The sequence below is a fragment of the Kosakonia sp. MH5 genome (genome assembly GCF_009935945.1).
Lineage (GTDB): Bacteria > Pseudomonadota > Gammaproteobacteria > Enterobacterales > Enterobacteriaceae > Kosakonia > Kosakonia radicincitans.
In genome coordinates, this window is sequence record NZ_QODH01000001.1 from 790,407 (window position 1) to 813,226 (window position 22,820).

Below are 22,820 nucleotides of genomic sequence, written 5' to 3' on the forward strand. Positions count from 1 at the left end.
GGCTAGTTTTAAAATGCAACCAGAATTCCAAACCGGAGATACGCCGTGCCACTGAAGACTCAACCCTGCCCCGTTGCCCGTTCTGTCGATTTGATTGGCGATCGCTGGGCATTGCTTATCATCCGTGATGCCTTCGATGGCGCGCGGCGTTTTGGTGATTTTCAGCGTGGTCTTGCCGTGGCGCGTAACATTCTTACCGACAGGCTACGCAAGCTAGTGGAAGCGGGCATTTTTACCACTCAACCCGCATCAGATGGCACGGCATATCAGGAATATGTGCTGACAGAGAGAGGCGAATCGTTATTTCCGGTAGTAGTGGCGCTGCGCCAGTGGGGCGAACAACATCTTTTTGCTCCTGGTGAACCCCATTCCGTATTGATCGATAGCCAGAGCGGCGAAGCCATCCCCCCGATGCTGCCGCAAGCGGCTGACGGGCACCGGCTTACCGCGGCAAATACTGAAGTACGTAAATTACGGCAATAAAAAAGGCCGCTACGGGAGCGGCCAACCATGTCGAGACAAGTTTATGCTCCCCTCAGGGAGGAGCAATAGTTTTATTTAATGATAGATTTCAGTGCTTCGCCGATATCAGCGAGGCTACGCACAGTTTTCACCCCGGCCGCTTCCAGCGCAGCGAATTTCTCGTCCGCTGTACCTTTACCACCCGCGATAATGGCGCCCGCGTGGCCCATACGTTTGCCTTTCGGCGCAGTGACGCCCGCGATGTAGCCGACAACCGGTTTGGTCACATGTTCTTTGATGTAAGCAGCCGCTTCTTCTTCTGCGCTACCGCCAATCTCACCGATCATAACGATCGCTTCGGTCTGCGGATCTTCCTCGAACAGTTTCAGGATATCGATAAAGTTAGAGCCCGGGATCGGGTCGCCACCGATACCAACACAGGTAGACTGACCAAAGCCGTAATCGGTGGTCTGTTTAACCGCTTCATAAGTCAGCGTACCGGAACGTGACACAATACCGATTTTACCCGGTTTGTGAATATGGCCCGGCATGATGCCGATTTTGCACTCGCCCGGGGTGATTACACCAGGGCAGTTCGGGCCGATCATGCGCACGCCAGCTTCGTCCAGCTTCACTTTTACCGTCAGCATATCCAGCGTCGGGATACCTTCAGTAATGGTGATAATCAGTTTGATGCCCGCGTCGACGGCTTCCAGAATCGAGTCTTTGCAGAACGGCGCCGGAACGTAAATCACGCTGGCTGTCGCGCCAGTGGCTTCCACCGCTTCACGTACGGTATTAAATACAGGCAGACCCAGATGCGTGGTGCCGCCTTTACCTGGCGTTACACCGCCAACCATCTGCGTACCGTAGGCAATCGCCTGCTCGGAGTGGAAAGTACCCTGGCTACCGGTAAAACCCTGGCAGATAACTTTGGTGTTCTTATCAATCAAAACAGACATTATTTCCCCTCCACTGCGGCAACAACCTGCTGTGCTGCATCCGTCAGACTTTTCGCTGCGATAATGTTCAGACCACTGTCCGCCAGACGTTTGGCACCCAGCTCGGCGTTGTTACCTTCCAGACGGACAACCACCGGGACGTTAACACCCACCTCTTCTACCGCACCGATGATGCCGTCGGCAATCAGGTCGCAACGCACGATACCGCCGAAAATGTTCACCAGCACCGCTTTCACGTTCTCATCGGAGAGGATAATTTTAAACGCTTCAGTAACACGTTCTTTGGTCGCACCGCCGCCGACGTCGAGGAAGTTCGCCGGTTCGCCGCCGTGCAGCTTAACGATGTCCATGGTGCCCATCGCCAGACCCGCACCGTTAACCATGCAGCCGATGTTGCCATCCAGCGCAACATAGTTCAGTTCCCACTGCGCAGCTTGCGCTTCACGCGGGTCTTCCTGCGACTGATCGCGCATTTCGCGCAGTTCCGGCTGGCGGAACAGTGCGTTGCCATCAGCGCCCAGTTTGCCGTCGAGGCAGATAAGGTCACCTTGTTTGGTGATGACCAGCGGGTTGATTTCAATCAGCGCCAGATCGCGCTCAAGGAAAATAGTCGCCAGCCCCATGAAAATTTTAGTGAACTGCTGAACCTGTTTGCCTTCCAGACCGAGTTTGAACGCCAGTTCGCGTCCCTGGTACGGCATCGGGCCAGTCAGCGGATCAATGGTGGTTTTGTGGATCAAGTGCGGCGTCTCTTCTGCCACTTTTTCGATTTCCACGCCGCCTTCCGTCGACGCCATGAACACCACACGTCGTGAGCTGCGGTCAACAACCGCACCCAGATACAGCTCTTTGTCAATATCCGTTGCCGCTTCGACCAGAATCTGGTTAACCGGCTGACCGTTGGCATCTGTTTGGTAGGTTACCAGGCGTTTACCCAGCCAGTGTTCCGCGAAAGCGCGAATATCTTCTTTGCTGCTAACGACTTTTACGCCGCCCGCTTTACCACGGCCGCCCGCGTGGACCTGGCATTTCACCACCCACGGGCCGGTGCCGATTTTCGATGCGGCTTCTTCTGCTTCACGTGGGGTAGCACAGGCGTAACCAACCGGAGTCGGCAGTCCTGACCGGGCAAAAAGCTGTTTCGCCTGATACTCGTGTAAGTTCATGTGTTCTATCCATCCTTCATTTAATTTGTCATGCCGGAAGCGCCAGAGCTTTCCGGCCTGCAAAGCAGGTGTTCGTTATAGACCCGGCAGCCTGCGCCGCCGGGCAAAGGACACTACACATCCAGCAGCAGACGCGTCGGATCTTCCAGCATTTCTTTAATTGCGACCAGGAAGCCCACAGACTCACGTCCGTCGATCAGGCGGTGGTCATAAGAGAGCGCCAAGTACATCATCGGCAGAATTTCAACTTTGCCATCTACCGCCATTGGGCGATCTTTGATGGCGTGCATGCCAAGGATCGCACTCTGCGGCGGGTTGATGATCGGCGTGGACATCAGCGAACCGAATACACCGCCATTAGTGATGGTAAAGTTACCACCGGTCAGATCCTCAACGGTCAGCTTGCCGTCACGGCCTTTTACCGCCAGTTCTTTAATTTTCTTCTCGATGTCGGCCATGCCCAGCGTATCCACATCACGCAGTACCGGCGTAACCAGACCACGCGGTGTGGAAACCGCCATGCTGACATCGAAATAGTTGTGGTAAACCACGTCGTCGCCATCAATAGAGGCGTTCACTTCCGGATAGCGTTTCAGCGCTTCAACGACCGCTTTCACGTAGAACGACATAAAGCCCAGACGGATGCCGTGACGTTTTTCAAACGCATCACCGTACTGCTTACGCAGATCCATGATTGGCTTCATGTTGACTTCGTTAAAAGTCGTCAGCATGGCAGTTGAATTTTTCGCTTCCAGCAGACGCTCAGCTACGCGTTTGCGCAGACGGGTCATCGGCACGCGTTTTTCAGAACGGCCAGCCAGCTGCGGCGCCGGGCTGCTCGCCGGTTGAGCGGCCGGTTTGCTCTCTTCTTTAGCCGGGGCTTTCGCCAGGTACTTATCCACATCTTCACGGGTGATGCGGCCGCCAACGCCGGTACCTTTAATCGCACTGGCGTCAAGGCTGTGTTCAGCCAGCAGGCGACGGATCGCCGGGCTGAGCGCGTCGTTATTTTGCTCTTCCAGCGACGCCTGCTGGCGCTGAGCTGGCGTGGATTCTTTCGCTTCAGATTTGGCGCTGCTCTCTTTACCCGAGCTGTTGCCTTCTTTCAGGCGGCCAAGGATCTGACGGGAAGTGACCGTCGTACCTTCGTCTTCCAGCACCGCGTCCAGAACACCGTCCGCTGAAGCCGGTACTTCCAGTACCACTTTGTCCGTTTCGATTTCTACCAATACTTCATCGCGTCGGACGCTATCGCCTGGTTTTTTGTGCCAGGTCGCGACAGTCGCATCAGCAACGGACTCAGGCAGATCGGGAACAAGAATATCTACGCTACTCATTATTTATCCTTTATTGAATCGACGTTCAGCGCGTCATTCACCAGCTCTTGCTGTTGCTTCTGGTGAACGGACAGATATCCCACCGCCGGGGAGGCGGAGGCCGGGCGTCCTGCATAGCGCAGAGCGGCCCCAAAAGGTATCACATCACGGAAATGATGCTGGCTGCAGTACCATGCGCCCTGGTTAAGCGGCTCTTCCTGGCACCAGACAAAATCATGTACGTGCGCATAAGGTTTCAACGCGTCCTGCACCGACTGATGCGGGAACGGGTACAACTGCTCAATACGGACAATGGCGACATCCTTCTGGTCATTTTTACGACGCTGTTCAAGCAGGTCGTAATAAACCTTACCAGAACAAAGGATAACGCGCTTCACGGCTTGCGGATCCAAATCATCCACTTCGCCAATCGCCGGCATAAAGGTGCCATTCGCCAGTTCATCCAGCGTGGAGACCGCCTGCGGATGACGCAGCAGCGACTTCGGTGACATCACCACCAGCGGGCGACGCATACCGCGCAACGCCTGACGACGCAGCATATGGTAAACCTGCGCCGGGGTGGACGGGACGCAAACCTGCATGTTTTGCTCAGCGCACAGTTGCAGATAACGCTCCAGACGAGCGGAGGAGTGCTCCGGGCCCTGCCCTTCATAGCCATGCGGCAACAGCATTACCAGCCCGCACATACGGCCCCACTTCTGTTCGCCGGAGCTGATGAACTGGTCAATCACCACCTGCGCGCCGTTAGCGAAGTCGCCGAACTGTGCTTCCCAGATGGTCAGGGTACGCGGCTCAGCGGTGGCGTAGCCATATTCAAAAGCCAGCACCGCTTCTTCAGAGAGCACGGAGTCCCACACGCGGAACGGGCCCTGGCCATTATGCACGTGGCTTAGCGGCGTATAGGTTGAGCCGTTGGCCTGGTTATGGATCACGGCGTGGCGATGGAAGAAGGTACCGCGCCCGGTGTCTTCACCGGAGAGGCGCACCGGAATGCCTTCATCAACCAGCGTGGCGTAAGCCAGCGTTTCAGCACCGCCCCAGTCGAACAGTTTCTCGCCATTGGCCATTAACTGGCGATCGGCGTAGATTTTCGCCACACGGGGCTGCATCTCAATGGCTTCCGGCACCGTGCTGATGCGCCTCGCCAGTTCTTGCAGGCGTTTCATCTCTACTTTGTTCGGGTAGCTCTCATCCCACTCGTGGTTGAGGTACGGCGACCAGGTAAAGGAGTGCATATTCATTGGACGCCATTCAGCGACCACACACTCGCCCGCATCCAGCGCGTCGCGGTACAGGTTAACCATCTCAGTGGCATCTTCCAGCGTGATGGTTTTGTCCTGCTCCAGACGATCGGCGTAGATTTTACGCGGCGTCGGGTGTTTTTTAATTTTCTGGTACATCAACGGCTGGGTTGCGCTCGGCTCGTCGGCTTCGTTATGGCCGTGACGGCGGTAGCACACCAGATCGATAAACACATCGCGTTTGAAAGTGTTACGGAAGTCCAGCGCCAGACGGGTAACGAAAGCAACCGCTTCCGGATCGTCCGCGTTGACGTGGAAAATCGGCGCCTGCACCATCTTACCGATATCGGTACAGTACGGCGTAGAGCGGGCATCCAGCGGGTTGGAGGTGGTGAAACCAACCTGATTGTTGATCACCACGCGCACCGTACCGCCCACTTCATAACCGCGCGCTTTGGACATGTTCAGGGTTTCCTGTACCACGCCCTGACCCGCCACCGCCGCGTCACCGTGAATGGTGATCGGCAGCACTTTATTGCTGCTCGGCTCAGAGAGGCGATCAAGACGCGCGCGTACGGAACCAATCACCACCGGGCTAACGATTTCCAGGTGCGACGGGTTAAACGCCAGCGCCAGATGCACCAGGCCGCCTTCAGTCTCAACGTCAGACGAGAAGCCCATATGGTATTTCACGTCGCCGGTACCGAGGTGTTCTTTATGTTTACCGGCAAACTCGTCGAACAGATCCTGCGGCTGTTTGCCCAGCACGTTGACCAGCACGTTCAGACGACCGCGGTGCGCCATGCCCAGCACCACTTCGCGGGTGCCGCTTTTGCCTGCATGGCGAATCATCTCTTTCAGCAGCGGTATCAGCGCATCACCGCCTTCCAGCGAGAAGCGTTTCGCGCCCGGGAACTTCGCCCCGAGATAACGCTCCAGACCTTCAGCTGCCGTCAGTTCGCTTAAGAAGCGTTTTTTCTCTTCGCTGCTGAAGCTCGATTTTCCGGCTGCTGACTCAATCCGCTGCTGGATCCAGCGCTTCTCTTCAGTGCTGGTAATGTGCATGTATTCCGCGCCGATCGAACCGCAATAGGTCTCTTTCAGCGCTTTGATCAATTCGCCCAGCGGCAGGGTATCTTTCCCAATCGCAAAGGAACCTACGTTATAGCTGTTCTGGTAATCCGCTTCGCTCAGATCGTGGAATGCCGGATCCAGATCGGCAACGCGCTCTTGCTGCCACAGCCCCAACGGATCGAGATTCGCATGCTGGTGACCACGGAAGCGGTAGGCGTTGATCAACTGCAGGACTTTAACCTGCTTAACGTTGGTGTCGGGGTCGGAAATAGAGGAAGAGTAACGTGAGGCATCTTTCGCCAGTTGACGGAAATAATCACGTGTTTTGGAGTGGAACTGATCCGGTTTGACTCCGGTGCCCGGTAACTGCTGGAACATAGATCGCCAGTTAGCATCTACCGAGTCAGGATCGGTTAAGAAGTCTTCATAGAGCTGTTCTATCCAGCTCTGGTTCGACCCAGAGAGGTAAGAAGAGTCCAGCCAGGCTTTCATTGCGCCGTTCTGCATCGTGATCCCTTAAGCATTGTTATGCTTACTTCGCCGTGGATAACTACGACGTACACCGAGTAGCGCACGTCCCAGGGTTCACTTGCGGGCTCTTGGCGGCCCGCGAAGGAACCTTTAAAAACTGCCCTAATCTTCGCTGTCCGGGCTGCGACTGTGTTGGCTGCCTTCACTTACCCTGGTCACATAGTTCACTATGCTCCCAGGGATGCGCTCAGTTGCCGCCTTGTCTCGCTCCAGACATCTCGATTATGTCTTTGTGGCGGTTTTTAAAGATTTCCTGCTTTTGTATCGCCCTTACCGGGCCGACAAACATCATTAATACTGTAGGCCGGATAAGCGCAAGCGCCATCCGGCACTTCGACCGCGCAGCGCTATCCGGCACGGACTAATTACGCACTTCTTTGCAACAACATCGACTTAATATGGCCGATGGCGCGCGTCGGGTTCAGCCCTTTCGGACATACACTGACGCAGTTCATGATGCTGTGGCAGCGGAATACGCTGAAAGCATCGCTCAACCCTTCCAGACGGCTGTCGGTTTCGGTATCGCGGCTGTCGATCAGGAAGCGATACGCCGCCAGCAAGCCAGCCGGGCCGATAAACTTATCCGGGTTCCACCAGAATGACGGGCAGGACGTAGAACAGCAGGCGCAAAGAATACATTCGTACAGACCGTCAAGCTTTTCACGCTGCTCTGGTGCCTGTAAATGTTCTCTGGCCGGTGGATTTTGCCCATTATTCAATAAGTAAGGTTTAATCTTCTCATATTGGGCATAGAATTGTCCCATGTCCACCACCAAATCGCGGATAACCGGCAACCCTGGCAGCGGGCGGATAACGATCTTCTGTTTGCCGTTGCCAAGCGCGGAAATCGGGGTGATACAGGCAAGACCATTCTTACCGTTCATGTTCAGACCATCGGAACCACATACACCTTCACGGCAGGAGCGGCGGAACGACAGTGTAGAATCCTTTTCTTTCAGCTGGATTAATGCATCCAGCAACATCATGTCACGCCCTTCTTCCGCTTCCAGCGTGTAATCCTGCATACGCGGCGCGTCATCCACATCCGGGTTATAGCGATAAATCGAGAATTCGAGTTTCATCATCCTGTCTCCGCATTAATAAGTACGAATCTTCGGCGGGAACGCCGGACGCAGTTTCGGTTCCATATTCACGCTACGGCGCGTCATGGATTCCGTTTCTGGCAGATACAGGCTGTGGCACAACCAGTTCTCATCGTCACGATCCGGATAGTCGAAGCGGCTGTGCGCGCCACGGCTTTCGGTACGGAAGTTTGCGGAAACAGCCGTTGCGTAAGCGGTTTCCATCAGGTTATCCAGCTCCAGGCACTCAACGCGCTGGGTATTGAACTCGCTCGACGTATCATCCAGACGAGCCTCTTTCAGGCGCTCGCGGATCACTTTCAGTTGTTCAAGACCTTTCGCCATCGCATCACCTTCGCGGAACACCGAGAAGTTATGCTGCATACACTCTTGCAGCGCTTTGCGGATGGTGACCGGATCTTCGCCGCTGCGATTGTTATTCCAGCGGTTGAGGCGGCTGAGCGACCCTTCGATATCCGATTCGCTGGCATCGCGCAGCGCGCCCTGTTCAGCGATAGATTCTTGTAAATGCAGACCTGCTGCACGGCCAAAGACCACCAGGTCGAGCAGCGAGTTACCGCCCAGGCGGTTGGCGCCGTGAACCGATACGCAGGCGATTTCGCCCACCGCAAACAGCCCCGGGATCACGACATCTTCGCCCTTCTCGTTGACCGTCAGCGCCTGGCCGGTCACTTTGGTCGGAATACCGCCCATCATATAGTGGCAGGTCGGGATCACCGGAATTGGCTCTTTCACCGGATCCACATGTGCGAAGGTGCGCGACAGTTCCAGGATCCCCGGCAGACGCGATTCGAGTACTTCTTTACCCAGATGATCGAGTTTCAGTTTGGCGTGCGGTCCCCATGGACCGTCGCAACCGCGACCTTCACGGATTTCGATCATGATGGAACGCGCCACCACATCACGGCCCGCCAGGTCTTTGGCGTTCGGCGCATAACGCTCCATAAAGCGCTCGCCGTGTTTGTTAAGCAGATAGCCGCCTTCACCACGGCAGCCTTCCGTTACCAGCACCCCTGCCCCGGCGATACCGGTCGGGTGGAACTGCCACATCTCCATATCCTGCACCGGTACACCCGCGCGCAGCGCCATACCCACGCCGTCGCCGGTATTAATGTGCGCATTGGTGGTGGACTGGTAAATACGGCCTGCGCCGCCAGTTGCCAGCACGGTTGCGCGGGCTTTGAAGTAGACGACTTCACCGGTTTCGATGCACAGTGCGGTACAGCCCACGACAGCGCCATCCTGGTTTTTCACCAGATCCAGCGCGTACCACTCGGAAAAGATGGTGGTGTGATTTTTCAGGTTCTGCTGATAAAGGGTATGCAGCAGCGCATGGCCGGTACGGTCCGCTGCCGCTGCGGTACGCGCCGCCTGCTCGCCGCCGAAGTTCTTCGACTGGCCGCCAAACGGACGCTGATAGATACGGCCATCATCAAGACGGGAGAACGGCAGGCCCATATGCTCCAGCTCAAGAATCGCTTCCGGGCCGGTTTTGCACATATATTCAATCGCGTCCTGATCACCGATGTAGTCGGAACCTTTTACCGTGTCATACATGTGCCATTCCCAGTTATCTTCATGGGTATTGCCCAGGGCTACGGTGATACCGCCCTGCGCAGACACAGTGTGGGAACGGGTTGGGAAAACTTTGGAGAGCAGCGCACAGGTTTGCCCGCTCTGGGAAATTTGCAGCGCCGCGCGCATACCTGCGCCGCCCGCGCCAATAACAACAGCATCAAATTCTCTGACTGGCAATTTCATTACACACCCCACACCACAACGAATCCATAAATCACGTAAGCCGCCAGCGCCACAACAATAACCAGTTGCAGAATCAGGCGTACAGCCAGCGGTTTAACGTAGTCGGTCAACACTTGCCACATGCCAATCCAGGCATGGATCAGAATGGAAAACAGAGCCAGCAGAGTGAAGACTTTGGTAAAGGCGGAGGAGAAGAAGCCGGTCCAGACCACCCAGGTCAGGTCGCCATGCAGGGCGAAAAAACCCACCATATAGATGATGTATAACGTCAGGACGATGGCGGTAGCACGGACAAGAATAAAATCATGTACGCCGTTGCGTCCTAATGCGGAGGCGTTGCTTACCATACGAGAACTCCTGCGAGAATTGAAAGCACGACAGTGATCACAAAAGAAAGGTTTGCGGAACGTTTTCCTGCTTCGAAGGTTTCTTCCAGCCAGCCAAAATCCATCAGCATGTGACGAATCCCGCCGACAGCGTGATACGCCAGCGCGGTGAGGATGCCCCACAGAATGAATTTAACGAAGAAGCTGTTCACGATGGCAGAGGCAGTCAGGAAGCCGTCTTCAGATGACAGCGACAGGCCCAGTAACCACAGCAGAATACCGACGGCTACAAACGTAATAACGCCGGAGACGCGGTGAAGAATGGAAGCTATAGCCGTAACAGGAAACCGAATTGTTGTCAGATCCAGATTGACAGGTCTTTGTTTTTTCACATTTTTTATCATGAATAACGCCCACATGCTATTCTTATAGTTTCCTTCCTCCGGTCTGCGTGCGGGTCAGACAGCGTCCTTTTCTATAACTGCTCGTCATGCAAAAAATTAGCTTCCAGATGCTAAACGACAGGTTACAACGCTGGGTGGCTCGGGATGGCAGGGTATTCCGGAGACCTGGCGGCAGTATAGGTCGTTCACAAAATCATTACAATTAACCTACATATAGTTTGTCGGGTTTTATGCAGAACAGTGACACTCATCACGATAACAACATTCTTTTAAAATTTAATCATCTGATTTGACAAAAGTTAAACATTATTGTTACAAACTACGCCGAATAAGGCTTATAATTCGCAAAAGTTATGGGGTCTTGCTTTCACCTGAGAATAAGTTATGTAACAGTGTGATGGTATTGACCGATGTAATCAGGACAGTTATTAGTGATATACAGGTTTGACAAATTCGGACTGCTGAGACGCTGATTTGCTGTTTTTTCACTGTATTTTCAATGTGTACTGGCACGCGCCATTGCTCTGTACCCTGGTTCTCCCTCTCCACAGAGCTGCGAGCTAATAACAAACTGGTAACGTTGACGGGCAGTTGAAAGCAAATCCGGTAACTGGCAGTCTTAAGCAATAAGGCGCTAAGGAGACCGTAAATGGCTGATAAAAAAGCAAACATCACCTACAATGGTGACGCTGCTATTGAACTGGATGTGCTAAAAGGCACGCTCGGTCAGGATGTAATTGATATCCGTAGTCTCGGTTCAAAAGGGGTTTTTACTTTTGACCCTGGTTTTACCTCTACCGCATCGTGCGAATCAAAAATCACTTTTATCGACGGTGACGAAGGTATTTTGTTACACCGCGGTTTCCCGATTGATCAACTGGCGACCGAATCCAACTACCTGGAAGTGAGCTACATCCTGCTGTACGGCGAAAAACCGACGCAGGAGCAGTTTGAAGAGTTCAGACTGACGGTCACCCGCCACACCATGATTCACGAGCAGATCACCCGCCTGTTCCACGGTTTCCGTCGCGACTCACATCCAATGGCAGTACTTTGTGGCGTGACCGGCGCGCTGGCAGCGTTCTACCATGATTCGCTGGATGTGAACAATCCGCGCCACCGCGAAATCGCGGCGTTCCGCCTGCTGTCCAAAATGCCGACCGTAGCGGCGATGTGTTACAAATACTCCATCGGTCAGCCGTTTATCTATCCGCGCAACGATCTCTCTTACGCCGGCAACTTCCTGCATATGATGTTTGCCACTCCGTGCGAACCGTATGAAGTGAATCCGGTGCTGGAACGCGCCATGGATCGTATTCTGATCCTGCATGCCGATCACGAGCAGAACGCCTCCACCTCTACCGTGCGTACCGCCGGTTCTTCTGGCGCGAACCCGTTTGCCTGCATCGCGGCCGGTATCGCCTCTCTGTGGGGACCGGCGCACGGCGGCGCCAACGAAGCGGCACTGAGAATGCTGGAAGAGATCAGCTCCGTAAAACATATTCCGGAATTCCTGCGTCGCGCCAAAGACAAGAACGATTCGTTCCGTCTGATGGGCTTCGGTCACCGTGTCTACAAGAACTACGACCCACGCGCTACTGTGATGCGTGAAACCTGCCACGAAGTGCTGCGCGAGCTGGGTACGAAAGATGATCTGCTGGAAGTGGCGATGGAGTTGGAGCACATCGCGCTCAACGACCCGTACTTTATCGAACGCAAACTCTACCCGAACGTCGACTTCTACTCCGGTATTATCCTGAAAGCGATGGGTATTCCGGCGTCCATGTTTACTGTTATCTTTGCGATGGCGCGTACCGTGGGCTGGATTGCGCACTGGAACGAAATGCACGACGACGGCATCAAGATTGCCCGTCCGCGTCAGCTTTACACCGGCTATGCCAAACGCGAATTCTCCTCCGATCTGAAAAAAGATTAAGGGTGAATCCGCATAAAAAAACGCGCCTGTGGGCGCGTTTTTTGTTTCAGCGTTGACAGCCCGGGCACCAGTAAAACGGGCGCGATGAGAGCGTGGTTTTTTCGATGATCCCACCGCAGCGCTCGCACATCTCCCCTGCCCGGTGAAAGACCCGGAAGCGAAACAGCGCGCCGTGATGCTTGTTCTCATTCACAGTGCCGCGTGTCTGCCAGGACAAACGAGGAATATCCAGCAACGCCTGCGCCAGCACGTCAAGCTGGGTATCATCCAGTTCGGCGGCACAATGCTGCGGTGCCAACGCACAGTGCCAGAGGATCTCTACGCGTAAATAGTTGCCCAGCCCGGCCAGAAACGCCTGATCGAGGAGCAAACCGGAGAAGCGACGACGGCGAAAACGCGGCGATAACAGACGTTCTTTCACCTGCGCCGCAGTGAGCGTCATGTTCAACACATCCGGCCCAAGCCGCTGTAGAAACGGGTGCTGCGCCAGTTGTTCTGGCGTGAGTATGGCGATATCTGACGCGCTGTAAAGCAAGATGGCTTTATCGGTCGTCTGTAATTTTACGCGCAACACGCGGTTGGTTTGCGGCGTTTCGCCCGCATTCACCACGCGCCAGACGCCGTAAAGCTGGTTATGGCTGTAGAGGGTCAACCCGCCGGAAAAGTGCGTCAACAGCGCCTTGCCGCGGGTTTCAATCTGCTCGATGCGCTGTCCCACCAGACCTGGGGCAAAATCGGTTAGCTGCGGCGGAGCAAACCAGACATCGGTCAGTGGTTTTCCCTGAACCGCCGCTTCAAGCATGTCCGCCGCCCGGCGGATCTCCGGTCCTTCCGGCATGTAAAACTCCTTGTGTTATCGCGCGGAAATGATCACCCCACGCTGGGTAAAAGCAGCATGCAGACGGCGGGCAAACAGTAACGCATGTTCACCATCGCCGTGCAGGCACACCGTTTGCGCCTGCACGGGAACATATTCGCCTTCAATACTTTTGACACGCCCTGCCAGCACCATCTCCAGCGTTTGCGCCAGCGCCACATTGTCATCAGTAATCAACGCGCCCGGCTCGCTGCGTGGTACCAGCCGACCATCGCTGCGATAGCCGCGATCGGCAAACACTTCCTGGCGGGTGATCAGCCCCCAGTTTTTTCCGGCGCGGATCAGTTCGCTGCCCGCCAGCCCGACCAGAATCAAATCCGAATCAACATCGTGTACCGCACTGGCGATAGCGTCGGCCAGTTGCGCATCATTTGCCGCCTGGTTGTATAACATGCCGTGGGGCTTCACATGCTGTAATTTACCGCCCTCAGCATGCACCATCGCTGCCAGTGCACCGATTTGGTACAGCATCTGGGCATACACGGTTTCCGGCGGCAGTTGCATCGCTGTACGACCGAAGTTTTCCCGATCGGGAAACGAGGGATGTGCGCCGATGGCGACCCCGTTACGCAGCGCTTCGCGCACGCATGTCAGCATCGTCCCGGCATCGCCCGCATGAAAACCGCAGGCGATATTGGCCGACGACACCAGTTTCAACAACGCAGCATCATTGCCGCAGCCTTCGCCAAGATCGGCGTTTAAATCAATCTTCATGCGTTAACCGCCATGCCAGTTGTTCAAGATAACGCTGTTGGTCCTGGCGGGCATGCAGCGCTTCATCCAGTGAACACTGAACAAAATGCACCGGTTGCCCAAGAGGAATTTGCGCCAGATGGTACATATCGGCCTCAATAATGCAGGCAATACGCGGGTATCCGCCGGTCGTCTGAGCATCATTCATCAGCACAATCGGTTGGCCATTTGACGGCACCTGTATAACGCCGGGTAATAAGCCGTGGGAGAGCAACTCGCGCGAGGTCGTCCGCAACAGTGGCTGCCCCTGTAAGCGGTACCCCATACGGTTGCTCTGCGGGCTTATCTGCCATGGCAGACGCCAGAATGCTTCCTGCGAAGCCGTGTCGAATTCGTGATATTCCGGCCCCGGCAGCGCGCGAATGCGGTTACCCCACAGCAGTTGTTTTACGCCCTGCTGGGTACGAAACTGCCGCTTCGTTTTTGCCAGAGGCAGCGTATCGCCATCACGTAACAGTCGCCCTTCCAGCCCACCGATAGCGGCTTTCAGATCGGTACTCCCGGAACCCAGCACCTCCGGCAGCGCGAAACCTCCTGCCACTGCCAGATAACTACGCACACCGTGCAGCGGGCGTTTCAGCACTAGCCGCTGCCCGGCTTTTGCCACAAAACGCCACCCCGTCCACACGGGTTTACCGTCGAGCTTCGCTTCACAACCGGCGCCGGTCAGGGCAAACCAGCAGCGGCTTTCGAACACCACTTCGAACTGGCCGAGCGTAATCTCAAGCCCTGCCGTATCAGGCGCATTGCCCACCAGCGCATTGCCAATTTGCAGCGCAGGCGCGTCCAGCGCGCCGCAATAGCTGATTCCGGACTGGCGCAAACCGGTACGTTTACCACCCTGTAAGCTGGTGTAAATACCGGCGCGGATAATGTTCAACATACGCCCTCCTTACGCGGAATGAAGCGCAGCGTGTCGCCAGGACGCAGCAATGAAGGCTCCGCTAAACGCGGGTTAAAGAGCGCCAAATCTGTTCGTCCAATCAGGTTCCAGCCGCCGGGCGTCTCCAGCGGGTAGATGCCGGTTTGTGCGCCGCCAATACCGACAGAACCGGCTGCTACGCGAACACGCGGTTCAGCGCGTCGCGGCGTGGCCAGTGCTTCCGGCAGGCCGCCCAGATAGGGAAAGCCAGGCTGGAAGCCAATAAACCAGACCACATAATCAACAGAGGCATGAAGCTCCACTACCTGTTTTTCACTCATCCGGCAATGTTCCGCCACCCGTCCGAGATCCGGCCCGGCATCGCCGCCGTACAGCACCGGGATCTCAATGGCGCGAGATTCCGGCTCCAGCGCCTCGCTCTCTTCCCACCAGCGCTGTAAGCGTTCAATGGCATCGAGCGCCAGCGTGCCCGGATCGCGCAGCACAACCGTAATGTTATTCATCCCCGGAATGACTTCTGCCACCTCCGGCACCGTGGACAGCCGCTGCGTCAGCCGCCAGATCCGCTTTTGCGTCGCCAACTGCACAGGAGGCTCCAGCTCCAGCACCACGGCGGTTTCCCCTAATAAATAACAACGCGCTCGCTGCACTTGTTTGCTCCTCAGGCCGGGTTCGGAATATCCACAAACGTAACGTCAAGATCGGTATGGGTATTCAGCCACTCGCTCAACGCGCGAATGCCGCCACGTTCGGTGGCATGGTGCCCCGCCGCGTAGAAATGCAGCCCCTGTTCACGCGCAGAATGAATGGTCTGCTCCGATACCTCGCCGGTGATAAAGGCATCCACGCCAAAGCGGGCGGCTTTATCGATAAAGCTCTGTCCGCCGCCGGTACACCAGGCGATACGTTTCACAACATCCGGCCCGGTATCGCCGCACCAGAGCGGCTTACGGCCGAGACGCGCTTCGATCCACGAAGCCAGTTCCAGCCCCGGCACCGGCATCGTGAGTTCTCCCCACGGCAACAGCTCTTCGATTTCGCCCTGAATGGTAATACCTAGCAGCGCCGCCAGTTGCGCGTTATTGCCCAGCTCCGGGTGCGCATCGAGCGGCAGATGCCAGCCATACAGGTTGATGTCGTTCGCCAGAAGCGTTTTCAGGCGGTTACGCTTCATGCCCAGAATGACTGGCGCTTCGTTTTTCCAGAAATAGCCGTGATGGACAATTACCGCGTCCGCCTGCTGACGCACTGCTTCATCCAGCAACGCCTGGCTGGCGGTCACGCCGGTGACAATTTTTTGCACCGTTTCTCGCCCTTCAACCTGGAGGCCGTTCGGGCCGTAATCACTGAATGCCGCACTGTTCAGCTTCTCGTTAATCAGTTTTTCCAGTTCGGTATTTTTCATCAATGCTCTCTTTTACGCTTTACGGGCGGCTTCATACGCCGCCAGGGTGGCGGCTCGCGCCTGTTTATGGTCCACAATCGGGCGAGGATAATCGAGACGTTGCCCCTGTTTATCCGCCCACGCCCAGGGCTGATGGAGATGCTTTTCCGGCACTGCTTGCAGTTCCGGCAGCCAGTGACGAATAAACTCGCCGCTGGCGTCAAAGCGCTCCCCCTGCGTGGTGGGATTAAAAATGCGGAAATACGGCGCCGCGTCGGTCCCCGTTGAGGCTGCCCACTGCCAGCCACCATTGTTTGCCGCCAGATCGCCATCAATCAACTGAGAAATAAAATAGCGCTCTCCGCAACGCCAGTCGATAAGTAAGTCTTTGACCAGGAAGCTGGCAGTAATCATCCGCAGCCGATTGTGCATCCAGCCAGTGCTGTTCAACTGGCGCATTGCGGCATCGACAATCGGAAAGCCAGTCTTGCCTTCTTGCCACGCCGCAAGCTGCTGCTGGCTCCCCTGCCACTGCACCCTATCAGTCCAGGGGATAAAAGGTTTGTGCTTGCAGAGCGCCGGATGAAATGTCATCAGATGACGGTAAAACTCACGCCAGATCAGCTCATTGAGCCATACTGCGCCGCTTCCACCATCAAGCGCCTGCGGCTGCTCGGCCAGTAAACGATGCAGACACTGGCGCGGCGACAGTGCGCCAATCGCCAGCGCGGCGGAGAGGCGGCTGGTACCTTCAATCGCCGGAAAATCACGCTGCTGCTCATACTCCGCCGCCTGCTGCTGGCAAAAGTGACGCAGCCGGGCAATCGCGCTTTTCTCATCGGCGGGGAAAAGTTGTTCATCAAACGGCTGCTGCGGATAGTTAAGTGCGATCGGCTTAGCGACAGGCCGCGCCCCTTCGCGTGCATGCGGCGCGGCGACGCATTGCGGCAGTTCCTCTTTTAGCCGACGCAAAAAAGCGTTTTTGAACGGCGTAAAGACTTTATACATCTCGTGATTACCGGTCATAACGCTGCCAGGTGCCAGCATCACGCTGTCATCAAACCCCTGGCAGGATACGTTCGGCAGCGCTTTTTCTACCGCCGCATCACGCTGGCGTTCATTGAATTCATATTGATAGTTATAAAAAAGATGGCTTACCTGCTCGCTGGCACAGATTTGGGCGATGGCCTGCGCGCAGGCAGCAAAATCATCCACCTCGCGGTAGAGCAACGGAATGCCCTTCTCCGCCAGCGCCTGTTGCAGCGCATTAAGATGGGCGTTGAGCAGCGCCGCCTGACGGGGAGCCATATGATGCTGCTGCCACTGTGCTGGCGTGGCAATGAAAAGCGCAATAACTCGGACATCGGGATAACGGCAGGCGGCCGCGAGCGCAAGATTATCATGTACACGTAAATCCGCGCGAAACCAGACCAGATGGGTGGTCATATCACTCCTTAATGTCCACAACGAAAGCGCAGCGTAGCGGATCTAATCAGCTACGCCAGGCGGCACAGTGTAAATGTAGCAAAAAGGTTACTGCAAAAAAAAACCACCGCAAGGCGGTGGCTTAGAGAATTTGCTGTGTGTAATCGATTAATAAAAGTCGCAGGCTACTTTTTCGGCCTGGTCCATCCACACCGGTTTTTCACTGGTTTTCGCCCAGACGCGGTGCAGGTAGCTGTAAAAACGCGCGCGATCTTTCCAGAATAACATCACTGGTAATGCCAGAACGCCTGCCAGAATGGCGAAAGCGCGACGCATCAACACAACGTGTACCGGAAACGCTTTATATGTGTTCATAATTCTCTCCCCTTTGTCAGGCCGGCAATCACTACCGGAAATGTTCCCGCCTTACAGAAAATCAGGGCGGCGCTGAAATCTGGTTAAAATAGTATCGCTTTATTCGTAATTTTACTACTCATCCGACCACTATTTTTCTGTCAATTTACGATTTATTGATGTCCCGGCGGTAAATTAGTTACAAAACAGTTAAATTAATACTAATCATTAGTTAAATTGTGGTTTATCGATTTTCGTTACGTTGAAAGCCCCTGGGGGATCCCCCCGCTTGTCCGCCCAATGTTTTTGGCCATTTTTATATTTTTTTTACACCCCGCCTGACGATTTTTGCGAAATCTTTGCGCCGAAAAAACTACTTTCACAACACATCCTTAAATCACCCCGGAGGTGAATTGTGAGTGCAGGCGTAATAATCGGCATCGTGCTGGTTTTCCTGTTATTGGGCTACCTGGTTTATGCCCTGATTAACGCGGAGGCTTTCTGATGGCCGCTCAGGCGTTTCTTCTGGTCGCCAGCTTTTTGCTGGTGCTGTTTATTCTTGCGCGCCCGCTGGGATCGCTGCTGGCAAAACTGATTGCCGGACAAGCGCTGCCCGGCACGGCGACAATCGAAAATATCCTCTGGCGTGGACTGGGTATTGATACCCGTGAAATGAACTGGCGGCACTATCTGTTCGCCATCCTGTGGCTCAATGTGCTCGGTATTGTGCTGCTATTTGCCATGCTGATGTTGCAAGGCATTTTGCCAATGAACCCGCAAAACTTGCCCGGCCTCTCCTGGCATCTGGCACTGAATACGGCGGTCAGCTTTGTCACGAATACCAACTGGCAATCCTATTCAGGCGAAAGCACACTGAGTTATTTCAGCCAGATGGTCGGGCTGACGGTGCAAAACTTCCTCTCTGCGGCAACGGGGATTGCGGTGATATTCGCGTTGATCCGCGCCTTTGCGCGCCGCAGCATGGATACGCTCGGCAACGCGTGGGTAGATCTCACTCGCATTACTCTGTGGGTACTGCTGCCGATTTCGCTGATCCTTGCCTTGTTCTTTATTCAGCAAGGCGTCCTGCAAAACTTTTTACCTTATCAGCCTTACACCTCGCTTGAAGGCGTTCAGCATCTGATGCCGATGGGGCCAGTCGCGTCTCAGGAAGCGATCAAAATGCTCGGCACCAACGGCGGTGGCTTCTTCAATGCCAACTCTTCACACCCGTTTGAAAACCCGACCGCATTGACCAACATCGTGCAGATGCTGGTGATCTTCCTGATCCCGGCAGCGCTTTGCTTTGCTTTTGGCGATGCAGTGGCGGACCGTCGCCAGGGGCACATGCTGCTGTGGTCGATGTCGCTGATTTTCGTAGTCTGTGCCGGGGTGGTGATGTGGGCGGAGTTCCAGGGTAATCCGCACTTCCTGACGCTCGGTGGCGACAGCGCCATCAATATGGAAGGTAAAGAGAGCCGGTTTGGCATTCTGGCGAGCAGCCTGTATGCCGTGGTTACAACCGCCGCTTCATGCGGCGCGGTGAATGCCATGCATGACTCCTTTACCGCGCTGGGCGGCATGATCCCGATGTGGCTGATGCAGATTGGCGAAGTGGTGTTTGGCGGCGTGGGCTCGGGTCTTTACGGCATGCTGCTGTTCGTGCTGCTGGCGGTGTTTATTGCCGGGTTGATGATTGGCCGTACGCCGGAGTTTATCGGCAAAAAAATCGATGTCCGCGAAATGAAAATGACCGCGCTGGCGATCCTCGTCACCCCGGCGCTGGTGCTGATTGGTACCGCGCTGGCGATGATGACCGATGCCGGGCGTAGCGGCATGTTTAACCCCGGCATTCACGGCTTTAGTGAAGTGCTGTACGCCGTCTCGTCGGCGGCCAACAACAACGGCAGCGCCTTTGGCGGATTAAGTGCCAACACCCCGTTCTGGAACTGTCTGCTGGCGTTCTGCATGTTCTTCGGCCGCTTCGGTGTGATTGTTCCGGTGATGGCGATTGCCGGTTCACTGGTCGGCAAGAAAATCCAGCCCGCCAGCACTGGCACCCTGCCGACGCACGGCGCGCTGTTTATCGGCCTGCTGATCGGCACGGTACTGCTGGTTGGCGCATTGACCTTTGTTCCTGCCCTGGCGCTCGGCCCGGTGGCGGAATACCTCTTATTTTGAGACTGGCGGAGACGCGTTTTATGAGTCGCAAACAACTGGCCCTGTTCGAACCGCACCTTGTTCGTCAGGCGCTGATGGATTCGGTGACCAAGTTAAGCCCGCAAGTACAGTGGCGTAACCCGGTGATGTTTATTGTCTGGATCGGCAGCCTGTTGACCACAGTTTTGACTGTGGCAATGGCAACAGGCCATCTTGACGGCAGTGCATGGTTTACTGGCACAGTCAGCCTGTGGTTGTGGGTTACGGTATTGTTCGCCAACTTTGCAGAGGCGCTGGCGGAAGGTCGCAGCAAAGCGCAGGCCAATAGCCTGAAAGGGGTGAAAAAAACCGCTTTCGCCCGCAAATTACGCGCCCCGCAGCATGATGCACAAATCGACCATATTCCGGCAGCAGACCTGCGTAAAGGCGATGTGGTGCTGGTTGAGGCCGGTGACATTATTCCGTGCGATGGTGAAGTGATTGAAGGTGGCGCATCGGTAGATGAGAGCGCGATAACCGGCGAATCGGCACCGGTTATCCGTGAGTCCGGTGGCGATTTCGCTTCGGTCACTGGCGGGACACGCATTCTTTCTGACTGGCTGGTGATCCAGTGCAGCGTTAACCCCGGCGAAACGTTCCTCGACCGCATGATTGCGATGGTGGAAGGTGCGCAGCGGCGTAAAACACCGAACGAGATCGCGCTGACCATTCTGCTGGTTGCCCTGACTCTTGTCTTCCTGCTGGCAACCGCCACTTTGTGGCCATTCTCGGTATATGGCGGCCAGGCAGTCAGCGTAACTGTGTTGGTGGCCCTGCTGGTATGCCTGATCCCAACGACTATCGGCGGGCTGCTGTCTGCGATTGGCGTTGCCGGGATGAGTCGCATGCTGGGTGCGAATGTGATTGCCACCAGCGGTCGTGCGGTGGAAGCGGCAGGTGATATCGATGTGCTGCTGCTGGATAAAACCGGCACCATCACCTTAGGTAACCGCCAGGCATCCGATTTCCTGCCCGCGCAGGGCGTGGATGAAAAAACGCTGGCCGATGCTGCGCAACTCTCTTCGCTGGCGGATGAAACGCCGGAAGGCCGCAGTATTGTGATACTGGCTAAACGCCGCTTTAATCTGCGCAAGCGCGATATGCAGAGCCTGCAAGCCACCTTTGTGCCCTTCACTGCGCAAACCCGCATGAGCGGCATCAACGTGCAGGATCGGATGATCCGTAAAGGTTCGGTGGATGCTATCCGTCGTCATATCGCCGCCAATGGCGGCCAATTCCCGGCCGATGTGGAAACGCTGGTCGAACGCGTCGCCCGCCAGGGTGCCACGCCGCTGGTCGTTGCCGAAGGGGCGAAAGTGCTGGGTGTTATCGCGCTGAAAGATATCGTCAAAGGCGGGATTAAAGAGCGTTTTGCCCAGTTGCGTAAAATGGGCATTAAAACGGTAATGATCACCGGGGATAACCGTTTAACCGCTGCGGCGATTGCTGCTGAAGCCGGTGTCGATGACTTCCTTGCGGAAGCGACGCCGGAAGCGAAACTGGCGTTGATCCGCCAGTATCAGGCGGAAGGTCGTCTGGTGGCGATGACCGGCGATGGCACGAACGATGCGCCAGCGCTGGCGCAGGCGGACGTTGCGGTAGCGATGAACTCCGGCACCCAGGCCGCCAAAGAGGCGGGCAACATGGTGGATCTCGATTCGAACCCCACCAAATTGATTGAAGTGGTGCATATCGGTAAACAGATGCTGATGACTCGCGGTTCGCTGACCACCTTCAGTATCGCCAACGATGTGGCGAAATACTTCGCCATCATTCCGGCGGCGTTCGCAGCAACCTATCCGCAACTGAATACGCTGAACGTGATGCATCTGCACTCCCCGGCGTCGGCAATTTTAAGCGCGGTGATCTTTAACGCGCTGGTGATTGTGTTTCTTATCCCGCTGGCGCTGAAAGGGGTGAGCTACAAGCCGCTTACTGCTTCCGCCATGCTGCGCCGCAACCTGTGGATTTACGGGCTGGGCGGGCTGGTAGTGCCGTTTATCGGTATCAAGGCGATCGACCTGATTTTGACCCTGTTTGGCCTGGTGTAAGAGGTATAAAAAATGGCTTTATTACGTCCCGCATTTCTGCTTTTGTTACTCTTCACCCTGATTACCGGCGGGATCTACCCGCTGGTGACCACCGCGCTCGGGCAGTGGTGGTTTAACGCGCAGGCGAACGGTTCGCTGATCCGTGAGGGCGATACTGTGCGCGGTTCGCGCTTGCTGGGTCAGGACTTTACCGCGCCGGTTTATTTTCACGGCCGCCCTTCTGCCACTGCCGATGCGCCTTATAATCCAATGGCGTCCGGCGGCAGCAATCTGGCAGGCAGCAACCCGGAGCTGGATAAAGAAGTGGCGGCGCGCGTGGCGCAACTGCGTGCCGAGAATCCACAAGCGGATACGCATGTGCCGGTGGAGTTGATTACCGCCTCGGCGAGCGGCCTTGATGGTCAACTCTCTCCGGCCGCCACCGCCTGGCAGATCCCGCGCGTGGCGCAGGCTCGTCACTTACCCGTGACAGAAGTGGAAAAAATGGTGGCCGAACATACCACCACACCGCTGGTCAATTTTATCGGCCAGCCGGTGGTCAATATTGTGGAACTCAATCTGGCGCTGGATGCGCTCAAGGATAAATAAAGC

Annotated in this window: 21 protein-coding genes; 6 read left to right on the plus strand and 15 right to left on the minus strand. The window is 55.7% G+C overall.

The annotated features are described in order from the left end of the window. Window positions 1-45: 45 nt before the first annotated feature. Window positions 46-483, plus strand: a complete 438-nt coding sequence (locus DK872_RS03750) for a helix-turn-helix domain-containing protein (RefSeq protein WP_161518042.1) — start codon at window positions 46-48, stop codon at window positions 481-483. Window positions 484-554: 71 nt separating this feature from the next. Here DK872_RS03750 and sucD read toward each other — a convergent pair whose 3' ends face one another. The 8 genes from sucD to sdhC form a co-directional block, all read right to left on the minus strand. After that, window positions 555-1,424 carry a succinate--CoA ligase subunit alpha gene (gene sucD / locus DK872_RS03755; protein ID WP_035885970.1) on the minus strand — a complete coding sequence of 290 codons (870 nt, stop codon included), beginning with the start codon at window positions 1,422-1,424 and terminating at the stop codon, window positions 555-557. After that, window positions 1,424-2,590: an ADP-forming succinate--CoA ligase subunit beta gene (gene sucC / locus DK872_RS03760; RefSeq protein WP_007373908.1), complete on the minus strand. Its 1,167-nt coding sequence runs from the start codon at window positions 2,588-2,590 to the stop codon at window positions 1,424-1,426. The genes sucD and sucC overlap by 1 nt, the downstream gene beginning before the upstream one ends. Window positions 2,591-2,703: 113 nt before the next feature. Beyond that, a complete protein-coding gene (odhB, locus tag DK872_RS03765; protein ID WP_035885971.1) occupies window positions 2,704-3,927 on the minus strand; it encodes a 2-oxoglutarate dehydrogenase complex dihydrolipoyllysine-residue succinyltransferase in 1,224 nt (407 codons plus the stop codon). Then, window positions 3,927-6,749 (minus strand): 2-oxoglutarate dehydrogenase E1 component, encoded by a 2,823-nt coding sequence (sucA, locus tag DK872_RS03770; RefSeq protein WP_035885972.1) that lies wholly within the window; start codon window positions 6,747-6,749, stop codon window positions 3,927-3,929. Before sucA ends, odhB begins: the two co-directional genes overlap by 1 nt. A gap of 389 nt (window positions 6,750-7,138) precedes the next feature. Then, window positions 7,139-7,855, minus strand: coding sequence for a succinate dehydrogenase iron-sulfur subunit SdhB (gene sdhB / locus DK872_RS03775; RefSeq protein WP_007373904.1), 717 nt, complete (start codon window positions 7,853-7,855; stop codon window positions 7,139-7,141). A gap of 15 nt (window positions 7,856-7,870) precedes the next feature. Beyond that, the gene (sdhA, locus tag DK872_RS03780) at window positions 7,871-9,637 is read right to left on the minus strand and encodes a succinate dehydrogenase flavoprotein subunit (RefSeq protein WP_072438434.1); all 1,767 of its coding nucleotides are present in this window, start codon (window positions 9,635-9,637) and stop codon (window positions 7,871-7,873) included. After that, window positions 9,637-9,984 carry a succinate dehydrogenase membrane anchor subunit gene (gene sdhD / locus DK872_RS03785; RefSeq protein WP_007373902.1) on the minus strand — a complete coding sequence of 116 codons (348 nt, stop codon included), beginning with the start codon at window positions 9,982-9,984 and terminating at the stop codon, window positions 9,637-9,639. Before sdhD ends, sdhA begins: the two co-directional genes overlap by 1 nt. After that, window positions 9,978-10,382 carry a succinate dehydrogenase cytochrome b556 subunit gene (gene sdhC, locus DK872_RS03790; protein WP_035885974.1) on the minus strand — a complete coding sequence of 135 codons (405 nt, stop codon included), beginning with the start codon at window positions 10,380-10,382 and terminating at the stop codon, window positions 9,978-9,980. The genes sdhD and sdhC overlap by 7 nt, the downstream gene beginning before the upstream one ends. A 634-nt stretch (window positions 10,383-11,016) precedes the next feature. On the opposite strand from sdhC, the gene DK872_RS03795 reads away from it, so the two are divergent. Continuing rightward, window positions 11,017-12,303: a citrate synthase gene (locus DK872_RS03795; RefSeq protein WP_035885975.1), complete on the plus strand. Its 1,287-nt coding sequence runs from the start codon at window positions 11,017-11,019 to the stop codon at window positions 12,301-12,303. A 46-nt stretch (window positions 12,304-12,349) separates the two neighbouring features. On the opposite strand, the gene nei is transcribed toward DK872_RS03795, so the two are convergent. The 7 genes from nei to DK872_RS03830 all read right to left on the minus strand — a co-directional run bounded on the left by nei (window position 12,350) and on the right by DK872_RS03830 (window position 18,000). Next, window positions 12,350-13,141, minus strand: coding sequence for an endonuclease VIII (gene nei / locus DK872_RS03800; protein WP_007373899.1), 792 nt, complete (start codon window positions 13,139-13,141; stop codon window positions 12,350-12,352). 15 nt (window positions 13,142-13,156) lie between these two features. Next, window positions 13,157-13,894 (minus strand): 5-oxoprolinase subunit PxpA, encoded by a 738-nt coding sequence (gene pxpA, locus DK872_RS03805; protein ID WP_007373898.1) that lies wholly within the window; start codon window positions 13,892-13,894, stop codon window positions 13,157-13,159. After that, window positions 13,884-14,816: a 5-oxoprolinase subunit PxpC gene (pxpC, locus tag DK872_RS03810; RefSeq protein ID WP_007373897.1), complete on the minus strand. Its 933-nt coding sequence runs from the start codon at window positions 14,814-14,816 to the stop codon at window positions 13,884-13,886. Before pxpC ends, pxpA begins: the two co-directional genes overlap by 11 nt. Continuing rightward, window positions 14,810-15,466, minus strand: coding sequence for a 5-oxoprolinase subunit PxpB (gene pxpB / locus DK872_RS03815; protein WP_007373896.1), 657 nt, complete (start codon window positions 15,464-15,466; stop codon window positions 14,810-14,812). The genes pxpC and pxpB overlap by 7 nt, the downstream gene beginning before the upstream one ends. Window positions 15,467-15,477: 11 nt before the next feature. After that, window positions 15,478-16,221, minus strand: coding sequence for a type 2 GTP cyclohydrolase I (locus tag DK872_RS03820; protein WP_007373895.1), 744 nt, complete (start codon window positions 16,219-16,221; stop codon window positions 15,478-15,480). Between the two features lie 12 nt (window positions 16,222-16,233). Continuing rightward, complete coding sequence (gene phrB, locus DK872_RS03825; RefSeq protein WP_007373894.1) at window positions 16,234-17,646, minus strand: deoxyribodipyrimidine photo-lyase; 1,413 nt, start codon at window positions 17,644-17,646, stop codon at window positions 16,234-16,236. Window positions 17,647-17,793: 147 nt separating this feature from the next. After that, entirely contained in the window at window positions 17,794-18,000 is a 207-nt protein-coding gene (locus tag DK872_RS03830; protein WP_035885977.1) for a YbfA family protein, read from the minus strand. A gap of 394 nt (window positions 18,001-18,394) precedes the next feature. Between DK872_RS03830 and kdpF the strand changes: the two genes are divergently transcribed. From kdpF to kdpC, 4 genes are read left to right on the plus strand one after another with little or no spacing between them, the layout of a single operon-like run. Continuing rightward, on the plus strand, window positions 18,395-18,484 hold the full coding sequence (gene kdpF, locus DK872_RS03835; RefSeq protein ID WP_035885978.1) for a K(+)-transporting ATPase subunit F: 90 nt from the start codon (window positions 18,395-18,397) through the stop codon (window positions 18,482-18,484). Beyond that, window positions 18,484-20,160, plus strand: a complete 1,677-nt coding sequence (kdpA, locus tag DK872_RS03840) for a potassium-transporting ATPase subunit KdpA (protein ID WP_007373892.1) — start codon at window positions 18,484-18,486, stop codon at window positions 20,158-20,160. Before kdpF ends, kdpA begins: the two co-directional genes overlap by 1 nt. Before the next feature lie 20 nt (window positions 20,161-20,180). Then, window positions 20,181-22,229, plus strand: a complete 2,049-nt coding sequence (gene kdpB, locus DK872_RS03845) for a potassium-transporting ATPase subunit KdpB (RefSeq protein ID WP_035885979.1) — start codon at window positions 20,181-20,183, stop codon at window positions 22,227-22,229. A gap of 12 nt (window positions 22,230-22,241) precedes the next feature. Next, window positions 22,242-22,817 (plus strand): potassium-transporting ATPase subunit KdpC, encoded by a 576-nt coding sequence (gene kdpC / locus DK872_RS03850; protein ID WP_090397265.1) that lies wholly within the window; start codon window positions 22,242-22,244, stop codon window positions 22,815-22,817. The last annotated feature ends 3 nt before the right edge of the window (window positions 22,818-22,820 follow it).